At 67.6% G+C, this 14806-nt stretch carries 9 protein-coding genes; 3 read left to right on the plus strand and 6 right to left on the minus strand.

Translation table 11 applies throughout. The features are described 5' to 3' along the window. Positions 1-247 precede the first annotated feature (247 nt). From Mal64_RS14290 to Mal64_RS14305, 4 genes are all read right to left on the minus strand, one after another. Positions 248-2131: a glycoside hydrolase family 3 protein gene (locus Mal64_RS14290; protein ID WP_197525777.1), complete on the minus strand. Its 1884-nt coding sequence runs from the start codon at positions 2129-2131 to the stop codon at positions 248-250. A gap of 47 nt (positions 2132-2178) precedes the next feature. Next, positions 2179-4035: a cellulase family glycosylhydrolase gene (locus tag Mal64_RS14295; RefSeq protein ID WP_146401417.1), complete on the minus strand. Its 1857-nt coding sequence runs from the start codon at positions 4033-4035 to the stop codon at positions 2179-2181. Continuing rightward, entirely contained in the window at positions 4032-6023 is a 1992-nt protein-coding gene (locus Mal64_RS14300) for a sodium:solute symporter family protein (protein ID WP_146401419.1), read from the minus strand. The genes Mal64_RS14295 and Mal64_RS14300 overlap by 4 nt, the downstream gene beginning before the upstream one ends. A gap of 190 nt (positions 6024-6213) precedes the next feature. Beyond that, positions 6214-7233 carry a glycoside hydrolase family 130 protein gene (locus tag Mal64_RS14305; RefSeq protein ID WP_146401421.1) on the minus strand — a complete coding sequence of 340 codons (1020 nt, stop codon included), beginning with the start codon at positions 7231-7233 and terminating at the stop codon, positions 6214-6216. Between the two features lie 604 nt (positions 7234-7837). Here Mal64_RS14305 and Mal64_RS14310 point away from each other — a divergent pair. Further along, complete coding sequence (locus Mal64_RS14310) at positions 7838-9034, plus strand: glycoside hydrolase family 113 (RefSeq protein ID WP_146401423.1); 1197 nt, start codon at positions 7838-7840, stop codon at positions 9032-9034. Between the two features lie 181 nt (positions 9035-9215). Beyond that, a complete protein-coding gene (locus tag Mal64_RS14315) occupies positions 9216-10148 on the plus strand; it encodes a hypothetical protein (RefSeq protein ID WP_146401425.1) in 933 nt (310 codons plus the stop codon). Positions 10149-10310: 162 nt separating this feature from the next. On the opposite strand, the gene Mal64_RS14320 is transcribed toward Mal64_RS14315, so the two are convergent. Together Mal64_RS14320 and nadD are read right to left on the minus strand one after the other, a co-directional pair. Then, the gene (locus Mal64_RS14320) at positions 10311-11168 is read right to left on the minus strand and encodes a sensor histidine kinase (RefSeq protein WP_146401427.1); all 858 of its coding nucleotides are present in this window, start codon (positions 11166-11168) and stop codon (positions 10311-10313) included. A gap of 182 nt (positions 11169-11350) precedes the next feature. Beyond that, on the minus strand, positions 11351-11974 hold the full coding sequence (nadD, locus tag Mal64_RS14325) for a nicotinate-nucleotide adenylyltransferase (protein WP_146401429.1): 624 nt from the start codon (positions 11972-11974) through the stop codon (positions 11351-11353). Positions 11975-12119: 145 nt separating this feature from the next. Here nadD and priA point away from each other — a divergent pair, with 145 nt between their 5' ends. Continuing rightward, entirely contained in the window at positions 12120-14459 is a 2340-nt protein-coding gene (gene priA, locus Mal64_RS14330) for a replication restart helicase PriA (RefSeq protein ID WP_231993763.1), read from the plus strand. Positions 14460-14806: the final 347 nt, after the last annotated feature.

Below are 14806 nucleotides of genomic sequence, written 5' to 3' on the forward strand. Positions count from 1 at the left end.
GACCGCTACAACCCGCAGAGTCTTTCACTCGCATCGGCCCCCTGAGCGAGCCGACTTGAGGGGCGGTGGTCAACCGTGAGGGTTAGGTGAGGGACGACACCTATCGGGCGCCAGCACGGCTGGCGCCGGTCTGACGGGGCGTGAGTGACGGGGCGTGAGTGATGGAGCGCCGGTGAGGCAGCGCATTTGACGCAGCGCCGACTGCCGACTTCCGTCGGCAGCTGGGCAAGCGGCGTGCGGCTGTTGGTTATTCGTAGGTGAGTCCGTAGCCGTAATCGAAGAGGGGTTCATACGGCTCATCGCCGACGTTCAGCGGGAGTTGGTCGAGCGTTTTCGTCCAGGTAACCGAGAGCTTGCCGGTGGGGGCGTAATCGCCGAACAGCACGTCGGCGACCCCCTGCCCTTCCGTGCCGGGGAGCCACGCCGCGATGAAGGCGTTGGACGCGTCGATCGTGTCGGCGACCATCATCGGTCGTCCGGAGAGCAGCAGCACCACGGTCGGAACGCCCGCCTCTTGGGCGGCGGCTAGAACCGCCTTGTCGTTGTCCGATAGCTCCAGGTCTCCGTCGTCTCCCGAGCCTTCGGCGTAGGGCGTCTCGCCAACGACCACCACACAGGCGTCGGCGTCCTCGGCACCGGAGCCATCCGCCGTGTAGGTGATCTCGCAGGCGTCGTTGGCCGCGCCGCGGATCGCGGTGAGGATTGTCGTGCCGGTGGTGATGGCGCCGGCCTTGCCTTGCCACTCGACGGTCCAGCCGCCGCACTGGAGGCCAATGTCGTCGGCGCCCAGGCCCGTGACGTGGATCCGCTTGGCGTCTTTCGCCAGCGGCAGCACGCCGTCGTTCTTGAGCAGCACGAGCGACTCGCGCACCGCGCGGCGGGCGATGTCGCGGTGCTCCTGGCAGCCGAACTGCTCGTGGAGCGAGCGGTCGGCGAGGAACGAGCCGTCTTTGTCCAAGAGGCCCATCGCCGCTTTGACGCGGAGGATGCGTCGCACCGCGTCGTCGATCCGCTCCATGGGGACCTCGCCCTCCTCGACCAGCTCGGTGAGCAGCGTGATGAAGCGGCGGTACTGGACCGGCACCATGAACATGTCCATGCCGGCGTTGCAGGAGATCTTGATCGCCTCTTTGTAATCGTCGTCGAGCTGGTCGATGGCGTTGTAGTCGGAGATCAAAAAGCCCTCGAAGCCGAGCTCGCCCTTCAGCACGTCGGTGAGCAGGTACTTGTTGCCCGAGCAGCGCAGACCGTTCCAGCTGCTGTAGGAGGGCATCACGGTCGGCGCCCCGGCGCGGATGGCCGGGCCGTACGGCGAGAGGTGCACCCGGCGCAGGGTCGCCTCGTCGACGCGCGTGTCGCCCTGGTCGAGCCGCATTTTCTCGCCCGCGGCGAAGCCGGGCCAGTTGGCGTCTCGCCACTCGGCCGTGGTGCCGCCGTCGCCGACGAAGTGCTTCGCGCAGGCGGCGATGCGGAGCGGGTCGCTGGACAGCCGGTCGCCCTGCAGGCCGCGGATCATCGCCACGCCGAGATCCGTGACAAGGCCCGGATCCTCGCCGTAGCCCTCGTACGCCCGACCCCAACGCTCGTCGCGCGGCACGGTCACGCAGGGGGCAAAATTCCAGTTGATTCCCGTCGCACGCACCTCGAGTGCCGTGATGCGGCCAACCTCTTCGACCAAACCCGGATCGTTAGCGCAGCCCAGCCCCACGTTGTGCGGGAAGATCACCGCGCCGGGCACGTTGCTGTTGCCGTGCACCGCGTCGATGCCGTAGAGGATCGGGATCCCCAGCCGCGTGGAGAGCGCTTGCTTCTGGCAATCGTCGTAGCCGTCGGTCCAGCCGACCAAGTCGTTGGTCGTCTTCGGGTCCGAGCCGCCGCCGCTGAGGATCGAGCCGAGACAAAGCTCTTTGATGTCCTCGAAGCTCGGCATCTGGTTGTACTCGGCCTGGGTCATCTGACCGATTTTCTCGGCCAGCGTCATCGCCTCGAGCACCGGCGCCAGCTCGGCGTCGTAGTGCGAGAACTGGCCGGGAGCGATCGTTTCGAGACCCATGGCTTTCGGAGCGGCGGTGGCGGTTGTCATCAGGAGAGCGAGTGTCAGGGTTGCGATTCGGAAGAGAGAAGAGTGCATCGCGGACAGGTTCCTGGGTGTGGGGATACTAGGAGTAACTCCATGGCTCACGTCTTGCCTCTGTCTCCGTAGCGGATCTCGACGCGTGAGAGATGGACCGTCTCCCCTCCCTCCGGCGAAGCGATCACGAGGCGCCCGTTCTCGCCCGACAAACCCTCGGCGGTGATCAGCACCGGGGTCAGGTAGCCGTAGTCGCCCGCGTCGCGGCGCGAGACTTCGCGTCGGACGCTGATCGGGTCTCCCGCGCCGGTTGTCACGACGACAGGCGTCTCGGGGCCCGTGGTAAAGCAGTGCAACACGAACGATCGCAACCCGCTTGGGACATCGTAAGCAACCGAGGCCCCCGGTTCGAGGGTCAAACAATGGCTATCTTCCTGCGTTAACCGAGCGTTGCCACGCCGCATCACGGCGCCGGAAGCCTCGGAGTAGCGGCTGTCGTCGGCCAATTCGTCGACCAGCACCCGGTGCTCGCAGCTGACCGGGCCGACCACATTGGAGGGGGCGGCCGAGCCCGCGCTGTTTTTCGCTATCACACGGTAGAAATACTGCGATCCCGGCACGGCCGACTCGTCGGCGTGCAGCGGGCGGTAATAGACCGCCGCGTCGCTCACGTCGTGGGCGATCGTGGCCCAAGGGCCCGAAGCCGTCGGCGCCCGCTCGATGTGGTAACCCGTGGCGCCGGTCGATCCACGCCACGCGAGGCGTGCCACGTCGTCGGTGGGCAGCAGGTGGGCCGGCTCGGGAATGGGCAACGGCCCCGGCTCGACGCCGCGGATCGCGTGCGCCTTCTCACGCATCAGCTCGAGCAGCCCGCTCTCGTCGTAGGCGGCGCCCGAGGGGAACCCGGGCCAGTGGTACGCCTTGTAGCTCCCGCCGGCGGCCGGCTCGCTGTGGGCGTAGAAACCGCCGTCGCGGTTGTGGAACCGCAGGCTCCAGCCGAGCACCCCCACCGCGCGCGAAGCGATCACGTCGTCGAAGATCTCGCGCATCTCGTCGGTCGGCAGAAAACCAACCTCACCCACCAAGTACGGTTTCTTGCCCGCCGCGGCGGCGATCGCCGTGCGGACCTCGGCCGGGATGTCGCGCCCCGGACCGGGGTAATGGTGCGTCGTGACGATGTCCACGTTCGGGTCCTCAAGCGACCAAGGGGGAACGCCCTTCAAGGAGCGGCCGTCCATGACGAGGTGGTTCGCGTCGAGCTCCTTGATCTTGGCCGCGACTATTTTGGTCCACGACGCGGGCGACGTGATCTCGTTGCCGGTCTCCCAGCAGAAGATCGCCTTGTCGTCCCGGTAGAGCTGGCCGGTGACCGTGTTGCGGCGGTTGATCATGTACTCGACGGTCTTGAGGAAGTCGCCGATCACCTCCGGGTCGGTCCAGAACGCCCCCTCCGGCTTGCCGCGGAACGCCTCGTACTGCCGCGCGCCACCCATCCAGTGCCACTCGTCCACCAAGGGGATGAAGACCCGCACTCCGCGGCGGTTGGCCTCGGCCAACACTAGGTCAAGCGCCCGGAAGGCCTCCTCGTTGAACTCGCCGGGGGCGAGCACGTGGACATGGTCGCCCATGTCGGAGCCCTCGCGTTTGACGCTCAACACGTAAGTGCGCACGACCGTGCCGCCCATCTGGCGGGTGCTCTCCAGCGCGTCGGCGATCTCGTACCGATTGGGCCAGCGCCAGGGCGACTCGCCTAAGAAGCTGAACGCGTCCTCGATGCTTTGCAGGTTGGGGATGTTCCACGAGACAAACCGCACCGGCTTGTCGCCGTCGAAGAGCTGGTCGCCCTGCCGGGTGACGAAGTGCTCGAACACCGACTCTTGCGCAAAGAGCGTGGTCGGCGCGAACATAAGCACGAGGCTCGCCAGGACCGGCGGCAGGAAAACGCGGGGTCGATAAGCGTTCATACGGCGCCCTCCGGTTGGGGTCCTGAGTCTGTCACGAGACCGGCAGTGGTCTCCTCCCCCTCGCCGATCGAGGCCAGCTCCGCGGGGCCGAGGTCGGCCGGGTAGTCTTCGAGCTTGTCGTACCAGTTGAACTTGAGGACCAGCATGCTGACGACCGCCACGCCAGTGGCCCAGCCGACGGCCGTGTAATCTTGCAGCACGAGGTAAATGCCGATCGCCACGAGCGACGTCTGCCACGCCACGCCGACGAGCACGTTGAAGGCGTCGCGCGGGAAATTACGATTGGGCACAAGCCCAGGGTGCTCGGCTAAGACCTCCTCGTGGATCGGCCCCCAGAAACCCCACGGCCGCACGCGGCGATAGAAGTTCTTAAGCACCTCGCGGTCGTCGGCCTCCGTGAGCAGGCTCCCCGCGACGCAGCCCAAGAGCGAAGCCGCCAGCAGCACCGGGAAGAGCGCAAGATTCTTCTCCAAACCGTAGAGCACACTCTCGCCCTGGTAGTGCCAAGCGAAGTAGAGCGCGGGCGCCATGCCGCCGAGCATCCCCCAGAAGTACCCATAACTGTTGAACCGCCACCAGTGCCACTTCATCACGTTGGCCACGGTGTAGCCACCGAAGAGGGCGCTGACGATCCAGTTGACGATCTGGTTCACGCCCGTGAGGCTCAGCCCCAACAGCGTGCCGATCAACACGACGGCGATCGACACGGCGTAGCTCATGCGGACGTAGGTCTTGTCGCTCGCATCGGGGTTGATGTAGCGCTTGTAGATGTCATTCACCACGTAAGCCGGGGCGGCGTTCACCGTGGCGGCGTAGGTCGACATGAACGCCGCGAGCAGGGCCGCCACGAGCAAGCCGAACAGCCCGACCGGGGCGTAGCGATCGATGACCATCGCCAACACGTTGTCGTAGTCGACCCCGGCGCCCTGGGCGTTGAGCTCGCCCGACATCAGCGCGAGAGCCAGCACCGCCACGCCGGCGATCAGCACGTACCGCGGCACAAACAACACCAGGCTCACGAAGCCGCTCATGTAGGCGGCCTCTTTGGGAGTGCGGGCCGAGAGGATGCGCTGCATGTCGTAATTGGGCGCCGGGCCCGCCATGCTGCCCAGGATCCCTTTGAAAACCATCAGGGCGAAGAAGATCGCGAACAGCTCGTAGCCGTCACTGGCGATCTTCGCGTTGGCCCCTTCCAAGAGGCCCGACCAGTCCGAGTCGAGCCGCCAACCGAACCACAACCGGTCCCAGCCCTCGGGCACAGAGGCGGCGAGCATCTCGGGCGAGACGCGGCAGATCGCGATCCAGCCGATCCAGAGCGACGCCACGGTCATGATCGAGTACTGCAAGACCTCGGTGAACACGACGCTGTACATGCCCCCCTTCACCACGTAGAGCGTGGTCAGAGCGGTGATGATGAGCCCCCAAGCCTTCTCGTTCCACGCCTTGTCGGCGAGCGCATCATTCAGCGCGGCCGGGTCTGCTATCGACTCGAAGTCGGTCGGGTGCTCCACGATCTGCGGCAGGAACTCGGCGGCGAATTTGCCCACGCCCACAAACCCGTACGCCAAGAACCCCACGACGCTCACCAGCGCGAACACCACGACGATCATGTGGGCTAGCTTAGCACCCTGGCTGTCACCGAAGCGGAAGCGGATCCACTGCGCCCCGGTCACCACGCCGCTGCGGCGCAGCCAGACCGACAGGTAGACCATCAAGAAGATCTGATTAAAGACCGGCCACAGCCACGGGATCCAGACGCTGTGCACGCCGTAGACCATCAGCAGGTAGACGAGCCAGATCGTGCCGCTGATGTCGAACATGCCCGAGGCGTTCGACAATCCCAGCATGTACCAGGGGATCTGGTTGCCCCCCAGGAAGTAGCTGCGCAGGTTCTTCGAGGCCCGCTTCGAGATCCAGAAGCCGATCCCCACCGTCACCAGCAGGTAGACGATCAGGATCGCACCGTCGATCCAGTGCAACTCGTTCATGCACGCTCACCGCGAGGAGACGGGCTGCGATTCAAGAGGCGCTCCGCGGCGGACGGCGCCTAATGAGACAGCGATAAGGAGACAAGGGCGGGATTCCAGGCGCTCCGCCCGAAGGCGCCTCGCCGGGGGCCCGCAGTGGTCGATCATAGCTAGCCGCCAGGCGGCCGTGTAGCGACCGATCGGGGCCGGTTTAAAAAACGGCCGAATGGTTCTTGGTGAACTCGATCAACTCGTCCAGCTTGGCGTAGCAGACGCAGGAGCAGGTGTCGGCGGCGCCGTAGTAGATCGCCAGCCGGCCGGTCGGCTCGTCGACGAGCGCCGCGCACGGGAACACCACGTTCGGCACGTGCCCCGAGACCTCGTATTCGGCCTCGGGAGTGAGCAGGTGCTGATCGGTGCGATGGAGCACCCGCCACGGCTCATCAAGGTCCAAAAGCGCGGCGCCCATGCTGTATACAAAGCCGTTGCAGGTGTCGATCACGCCGTGGTAGATCATCAGCCAGCCGTCGGGCGTCTCGATCGGGATCGGGCCGGCGCCGATCTTCGTGCGCTGCCACCACTGGCCGACCTCGTCGCCGCCGCGGCCCATCACCCAGCGGTGCACGCCCCAGTGGGTCATGTCGGGGCTCTGGCTTACATAAATGTCGCCGAACGGCGTGTGGCCGTTGTCGCTGGGGCGGCTCAGCAAGAAGTACTTGCCGTTGATCTTACGCGGGAAGAGCACGCCGTTGCGGTTGAACGGCAAGAAGGCGTTCTCGAGTCGCTCGAACGTCTGGAAGTCTTGGGTCGAAGCCATGCTGATCGTCGGCCCGTTGTGGCCGCCGCACCAGCTGATGTAGTACGTCCCCTCGATCTCGACCACGCGCGGGTCGTAGGCGTAGTGGTTCGGGGCGCTCTCGAAGTTGGCGAACTCGATCGGCTCGGGGTCGATCTCCCATTCGAGCCCGTTGGGGCTGCGGCCGACGTGCAGCAGCGGGAAACGCGTCCGCTTCTCGGTGCGGAACACGCCGATGTAGCCCTCGCCAAACGGCACGACCGCGCTGTTGTAGATCCCCTGGACCCCAGGGAAAGGGCTGCGTGGGATGATCGGGTTTTCGCTGTGACGCCAAACCACCTCGTCACAACCCGCCGGGCGGTCTTGCCAAGGGAAGGGCCGCGACTCTACCGCCGCGCCAGCCGCCTCGCCACCGAGCGCACTGAGTTTGCTCATCTCGTGTAAGTCCTCAACAACAATTTGGTGCAGCGCGGTTGCGCATGGCTCCCGGCGGGCCTAGTCAGGCCCTGCCGTGGAGCCGCAGTCGGGTTCTTTTATCGGTAAGGCCACGTATGCCGCCAATCGCAATCGCAATCGCGGCTGACGCCCCAGGGAATAGGGCGCCTCTCGACTGGCAGCCGGACGACAACGCCTGCGTCGCCCCTGCCGCCCCGTTGGACGACATATTGACCAACCTGCAGCGGCTAAACCGACGCCTCTAGCACGCCAAGACTAACCGCAGCCATCGATATGTTCAAGTATTTTATCAGCTTGATTTGATCGATTTTCTTGGCCATTCCGCCGCTGCCTCCGCTTCTGAGACTTGAAGTCCGAGGAGCCTAAGAGAAAGCGGCAGTGCAATCGTTCGGCGCCGCCGTGCTTTTCTGCCCCTAGTCTCCCGTCGCAACGCTAGACGAACGACCCGGGCCGGATTACCGTACAGGTCAAGCACTTTACCAGCACTTATACGGGCGTCCTACCGGCGCCTCGAAGGCCCTCTTCATCGCTGGACTCGTCTTCCCCTGCCCTTCTCGCCGTCCGCCCTCGATCGGCCGCTTCTATGCCGCACCTCCCACAGCTCCGATTCGCTCTACTCCTATCTATGCTGCTGGGGCCGCTCACGGCTCAGGCGGTTGAGCCTCTAGGGTTCGTCAAAGGCCACTCGTGGGGCTGGGTCGGCGTGCGCGGCGACTACGCCGGCCCGGAGGCGGCCGTGTCGATGCAGAAGCTCGCCGCCACCGGCGCCGACACGGTCTGCATCGCCTTTGCGGCGAACCTGACGACCTACGACAACCCCCACTTCACATGGGGCGACGACGCCCCGCGCATGGTGAGCGACGACGAGGTCCGCCGCGCGGTCGGACTCGCCCGCGAGAACGGTCTGCGGGTGATCCTCAAGCCGACCGTCAACGTCGACGACGGCACGTGGCGGGCCTGGATCCGTTTCTTCCGCCCGCTCACGGAGGAGGAGCTGGCTGCCGGCCAGACGGGCGTCGAAAACCGGTGGGGCGACGAGCCCGAGTTCCTTGAGGGACAGACCAAGGACTTGGCCAAATGGGAAGAGTTCTGGGGCAACTTCACCTCGTTCCTCGACCACTACGCAAGAATCGCCGAGGAGACCGAGGCCGACGCCCTCTGCTTGGGCTGCGAGATGAGCTCGACCGAGGAGTTCGTCAACGAGTGGCGCAGCGCGATCGCTCGCGTGAGGTCCGTTTACTCGGGGCCAATCACGTACGACATCAACCACGGCCGCGAGAACCAGCTCGCCTTCTGGGACGCGGTCGACTTTATCAGTGTGAGCGGCTACTACCCCACCCCGCCCGCCGGCGGCGCAACCGAAGACGAGGCGATCCAAACCACCACGCCGAAGGCCGAGATCGTCGCCTCGCTGGAGCGCGTGCGCGACGAGCTCCGCGCGGTCAGCCAGCGGCACGGGCTGCCGGTGCTGATGATCGAGTCCGGGGTCTGCAGCGTACGCGGCTGCGCCCGCTACCCCTGGACCCATCCCGGCGACAAGCCCGACAGCCCGACCGATCAGCAGGAGCAGGCCCACTACTACGCGGCGTTCTTCGAGGTCTTCTGGGACGAACCATGGTTCATGGGATACGCCTGGTGGGACTGGCCCGCCAGGCTCTACCCCGAGTCCCAGGCCGCCGAAGACCGCGGCTTCTGCGTCTACGGCAAGCAGGCCGAGAGCGTCTTGCGCGCGTGGTACGCCAAAGAGCGCGTCAACGCCGTGGCGGCCGAGGCTCCCTGACCGGCGAGCCGGCGGGCGTAAGCCCCCGGAGTTGCTGGGGCGCCGTTGCGTACTACCAGCAACTGCGGTCGCTGACGCTCACGGCTCGCCATGCGCTCGCTGCTAGCAGAAGCGCTCTTGCCGGCGGCGGGCGAATCGGCGAGCATCCGCCGCCCTTGTTCTCGCCCCCGCCCCGTTCGCCGTGCCGATGCTGCGCCCGCTGCTCATCTCGACCTCGCTCGCCGCGTGCCTCGTGTGCGCGGGTTGCGGCGTGTTCGAGACGCCGCCGCCGGCCGTGGCGCCGCCGCTGGCGACCGCCCCTCCCTACGGCGTGGCGCCGATCGTGATGGCCGCTCCCCCGTGCGCTCCGACCTACTTCGCTCCGGGCGAGTCGTGTTACTGCCAACCGGGCGGCGAGGTCTGCGGCCCCTGCCAGGCGATGCCCGCATGCCCCCCGGCGTACGGCGCCCCCTACTACGGCTCGCCTTATTCCGGAGCCCCCAACACGTACGGCGCCCCCGGCGCCACGACGGCGGCGCCGACGACCGGCTGGTTCGACGTGCTGCCGCAGGAAGGTGGCGCCATCAGCCCCGATTTCGGCCTGCCCACGGGGCCGGTGGTCAAGAACCGTTTGCCGAACCCCTTGTCGGTTCCCGTCCGCGACCACAACGCCGCCTGGGACGCCATCGCCGACGTGGTGAGCGATTACTTCCCAATCCAAAGCGAAGAGCGGGTCCACCAGGTCGGCGCCGTGCTCACCGAGGGCCACGTCGAAACGCCGTTCCAGATCGCCTCGACCGTCGCCGAGCCGTGGCGCGACGACTCCGTCGGCTCCTACAACCGCTGGCAGAGCACGCTGCAAACCGTCCGGCGCAAGGCGCTGGTGCGGGTCGAGCCGACCGGGGCCGGGTACAACGTCGCGGTCCGAGTCGACAAGCAGCTCGAGGACCTGCCGAGCCCCGAGCTCGCCACCGCCGGCGCCGCCGCGCTGCGCAGCGACACCTCGCTGCCCACGGACCGGCTCACGCCTGTCGACCGCACCCTGGTCTCCGATCGCTGGATCCCAATCGGCCGCGACGAGCCGCTCGAGCAAGAGATGCTCAGCCGCATCAAGCAGCGGCTGGGCGGCGCTTGAAGCTCGCGCCATCTGTAGGGAACGCCCTCTGTGGCGTTCCAGCCCCGGGTTCACGGCCGTGGCGCACAACGACACCGCACAACGCACCCCGGGAAAAAGCCCGTTTGCCGGGGCTCGGACCGCCACCGAGGGCGGTCCCTACAGGGGTCGATCCGCGGGCGTTCACGCCGTGGCGTTGCTCGCCGCCGAGATCGGCAGCCCCAGCTTCGGCGTCGGCGCGAGCACCGTTTCTTGAGCCACGGGCAGCTTGAGTGTGAACGCCGTGCCGACCCCCACCTTGCTCTCCACCCGCAGCCGGCCGCCGTGGGCCTCGATGATCTCGCGACAAGCAGAAAGCCCCACGCCGGCGCCCCCTTTGCCCGTCTCGTCGGGGCCCGATTTCGTGCTGTAGAACTTCTCGAAGATCCGCGGCAAACTCTCGGTCGGGATCCCCTCGCCCGTGTCGCGCACCACCAGGTCGACCGTGCCGGCCTGCGGGTCCTCGGCGACGCGGATGATCACCCGCCCGCCGCGCGGCATCGCCTGGCGGGCGTTCGTCAGCAGGTTCATCAGCACCTGCTGGATCTGGTTGGCGATGACCATCGACCGCCGCTCGGTCTCGTACGACGTTTCGACCTGGACGCGGTACTTCTGCATCTCACGCTCGAGCAGCACGAGCGTCTCGGCCACCAGGGCCGACAGGTCGGTCGGCGCCGCCTCGGCCCCGCGGTTGCGGGCCATGCCGAGCACGCTGTTGGTGATCTTCTCGGCCCGCTGGCCGGCGCCGTAGATCTTCTCCAGCGCCTTGGTGCGGGTCGGCTCGTCGGTGTGCCGCAGGCCGAGCTTGGCGTAGTTGAGGATCGTCGTCAGGACGTTGTTGAACTCGTGCGTGGTGGTGCTCACCAGCTCGCCCAAGGCGGTCATCTTCTGCGCCTCGAGCAGCTCGGCCCGCAACGCCTGCACCTGCCGCTCCAGCTCGGCGACACGCCCCGGCTCGGGCAGATCGTGGGAAGAGTCAGAAGCCGCCTGGCCATGGGGCATAGCTGTACCGTGAGAGTGAGAGAGACGACGGCTGGTGGAAAGCACGCGTGGGTGTCGCGTACTAAGGCTATCGTCGCCTCGCTTCGGCCCACTGCACACGTTAAGAGCGGGGCCGATCGGGCGCCTCAGTCTTCCCAGTCCCACGTGATAGCACGCCGCGCGACGCCCTCGGGCGCCGCCGATCACTGTTCGCGGTTGCCCAACCCGTACAGTTTGTGAGCCTCGATGTCGTCGGCCACCGCGGCGTCCGTCATCTCTCGCCACGGCTCGCCCACCGCGATGCGGCGACGCAGGTCGCTGCTGCTCACCTCGGTGGCGGGCATCGCGACCCGGCTGGCCGCGATCGCGGCCAGCCGGTCGCCGCCCACCAGGCCGCTCAGCACGCCGAAGTCGGGCTCCGGCTCGCCGGGGCGGCAGACCACCATCGGCGTCGCCAGGGCGAGCACCTCGGCGGGCCCTCGCCACGTTGGCAGATCGTGCAGCGTGTCGGCGCCCATTAAGAAGAACAGCTCGGCGTCGGGCAGTTGACGGCGGATCTCCCGCAGGGTGTCGACCGAGTAGCTCACCTCACCGCGCTCGACCTCAAGGGTCGAGACCTCCATGCCGGGACGCCCCTCAAGGGCCAGCCTCAGCATCCGCACACGGTCGGCGTCGCCCGCCACGGGCCCGCCGGGCTTGTGGGGCTGCACGGCCGACGGAACGAACCACACGCGATCGAGCCCGCCCTGCTCCATGCAGCACTCGGCCAGCAGCAGATGGCCGCGGTGCACCGGGTCGAAGCTGCCGCCGAACAAGCCGAGACGCATGGGTGGGAAGATGTCAGAGGAGAGAGGTCGGAGGTCGGGGCCGTGTGGGCGGGCCGTCAATCGTGGGGCGATAACTGCTATCCTAACCGGCTTCGCTCTGTCGCCCTATCCTCACTAGTCCCACACTCCTCCCGACGCCCTCGCCTTGGCCGCCCAGCAGAGCCTGTTCGCAGACGACCCGCCCGACTGGGAGCAAGACGCCGCCGGCGAGGCGCTCACGGCGACCGTGGTGATGGCGGGCGCCGGCGGCGGAGCGGCGGGCGAGTTCGACTACCTCGTGCCCGACCAGCTGGCCGATCCGCGCAACCCCGAGACACGGGCCGAGCCGGGCCGCCGGGTGCTGGTGCCGTTCGGCCGCGGCGACCGGCGGCTCTCGGCCTACTGCGTGGCGGTCGGCGTGAAACCGCGCGGCGCCAGGCGGCTGAAGTCGCTGCTCGAGGTGCTCGACCCGGCGCCGCTCATCAGCGAATCGATGCTCCGCCTCGCCCGCTGGATGGCCGAGTACTATCTGACGCCCTTGGGCCAGGTGCTCGAAACCGTGCTGCCGGCCGGCGTGCGCGGCGCGGCCGGCACGCGCGAGGTCACGCTGCTGAGCGTGCCTACGGCCGTGGCGGCCCGGCTCACGCGGCTCGAGTTGCCCGAGAAGCAGCGGCGCGCCCTCGAATCGCTCGCCGCTAGCACCAAGCCGCTCTCGCCGCCGCAGCTCGCCAAGCTGGCCGACTGCACCACGGCGCCGATCAACGCCCTCAGGAAGAAGGGGCTCGTCGAGTCGCGCGTCGAGCGGCTCGACACGGCGCAAGCCGACGAGCTGCTCGCCCCCACGGTCGAACGCCAGCAGCCCAAGCAGCTCAACAAGGACCAGGCCCACACGCTCGCCACGATCCTCGCGGCCCTCGAGGCGCCGCAAAGCCAAACGGTGCTGATCCACGGCGTTACGGGCAGCGGCAAGACCGAGGTCTACATCCAGGCGATCGAGCGCGTGGTCGGCTTCGGCCGGCAGGCGATCGTGCTCGTACCGGAGATCAGCCTCACGCCGCAGACCGTCGGCCGGTTCCGCGAGCGGTTCGACCACATCGCCGTGCTGCACAGCCACCAGAGCGACGTCGAACGCCACCGCCAGTGGCGGCGGATCGCGGCGGGCGAGATCCAAGTGGTGGTCGGCGCCCGCAGCGCGGTCTTCGCCCCCACGCCGCACCTGGGGCTGATCGTCATCGACGAGGAGCACGAGACCTCGTTCAAGCAAGACACGGCGCCACGCTACCACGCCCGCGAAGTCGCCCGCCGGCGGGCCGAGGCCGCCCGGGCGCCGCTAGTGCTCTCCAGCGCCACGCCGTCGCTCGAGGCGTGGGTGCGGGCCGACGGGCCCGACCCCGACGCCCTGCTCGCCTCGATGCCGCGGCGCGTCGGCGGCCTGCCGATGCCCGACGTACGCACCATCGACCTGGTGCAAGAGGCTCACGGCCGCGGCGGCCGCGGCGCCATCAGCCGGCCGCTCTCCCAGGCGATCCACGCCTCGCTCGAAGACCGCGGCCAGGTGATCCTGCTGCTCAACCGCCGCGGGTTCTCGACCCACGTCCGCTGCCCGTCGTGCGGTTACCTCTTGGAGTGCCCGCACTGCGAGACGGCGCTCACGTTCCACCGCGACACGAACGTGGCCCTCTGCCACTGGTGCGACTACCGCGAGCCGCCGCCGAGGATCTGCCCCGACTGCAAGTCGGCAGGCGTGAACTACCACGGCCTCGGCACGCAGAAGCTCGAGGCGGAGGTGCGGGCCCGGTTCCCGAGCGCCAACGTCCTGAGGATGGACACCGACACGATGCGCTCCCCCGGCAGCCACGAGCGGGCGCTCGACGCCTTCCGCCGCGGCGAGGTGCAGGTGCTCTTGGGCACGCAGATGATCGCCAAGGGTCTCGACTTCCCGAACGTCACGCTCGTGGGCGTGATCAACGCCGACTCGGCGCTGCATTGGCCCGACTTCCGCGCCAGCGAGCGGACCTTCCAGCTCGTCACCCAAGTGGCCGGCCGCACGGGGCGCGGCGAGCGCGGCGGGCGGGTGATGGTGCAGACCTTCGAGCCGGGCCACCCGGCCATCGCCGCCGCGGTGCGGCACGACTACGCCGCGTTCGCCGCCGGCGAGCTGCCCGAACGCGAGGCGCTCGGCTACCCCCCGTACGGCTCGGTGGTGCGGATGATCGCCCGCGGCGAGAACGCCAAGCTTGTCGAGGCGCTGCTCGCCAAGGCGGCCGACACGATCCGCCGCCACGGCGAGGAGTTCGACGCCATGGGCCCCGCTCACGCGCTGCGGGTGATCGGCCCCGCGCCGGCGCCGCTGGAGAAGCTGCGCGGCGAGTACCGCTTCCACTTGCTCGTGCGCAGCCGCGACGGCGCGGCGTTGCACCGGGTGATGCAACGCGTGGCGGCGGAGCTCGAAGCGCCCGACGGGGTGCGGTGGGTCGTTGACGTCGACCCGGTCGACATGATGTGAGCCGCGTGCTGGCGAACCATCAACGCGCGGCCAAGAATAGTTTCGAATCGCTTGGCCAGAGTCCCGCCAGAAAAGTTGCCCGCGCTCGGCGCCGTGAAAAGAGGCCTCGTCGTGTCATGAGAGAGGGCAAAATCGAGCGAAGGGGCGATGGATCGCAAAAAAGTCACCCCCTGCGGCGCCCAATTATCTTTGTAACGCCTCTTTTACCTAATTTCGACAATCGCTTTTGGGCCGCGCGCGCAGCAGCGATTCTTGGCCACTCGCGATTTTGTCCTAAGTCGTTGCCATTAGATCGTTTAGCGGAGCCCAGCGGAGTCCGCCGAAGGCGGATAAGTCGCGCCAAACTA

Source organism: Pseudobythopirellula maris (assembly GCF_007859945.1).
Lineage (GTDB): Bacteria > Planctomycetota > Planctomycetia > Pirellulales > Lacipirellulaceae > Pseudobythopirellula > Pseudobythopirellula maris.

Coding starts and splice junctions, on each gene's coding strand:
- Mal64_RS14290 (WP_197525777.1), bottom strand. CDS start 2,131: ATGCACTCTTCTCTCTTCCGAATCGCAACCCTGACACTCGCTCTCCTG.
- Mal64_RS14295 (WP_146401417.1), bottom strand. CDS start 4,035: ATGAACGCTTATCGACCCCGCGTTTTCCTGCCGCCGGTCCTGGCGAGC.
- Mal64_RS14310 (WP_146401423.1), top strand. CDS start 7,838: ATGCCGCACCTCCCACAGCTCCGATTCGCTCTACTCCTATCTATGCTG.
- Mal64_RS14305 (WP_146401421.1), bottom strand. CDS start 7,233: ATGAGCAAACTCAGTGCGCTCGGTGGCGAGGCGGCTGGCGCGGCGGTA.
- Mal64_RS14320 (WP_146401427.1), bottom strand. CDS start 11,168: ATGCCCCATGGCCAGGCGGCTTCTGACTCTTCCCACGATCTGCCCGAG.
- nadD (WP_146401429.1), bottom strand. CDS start 11,974: ATGCGTCTCGGCTTGTTCGGCGGCAGCTTCGACCCGGTGCACCGCGGC.
- Mal64_RS14300 (WP_146401419.1), bottom strand. CDS start 6,023: ATGAACGAGTTGCACTGGATCGACGGTGCGATCCTGATCGTCTACCTG.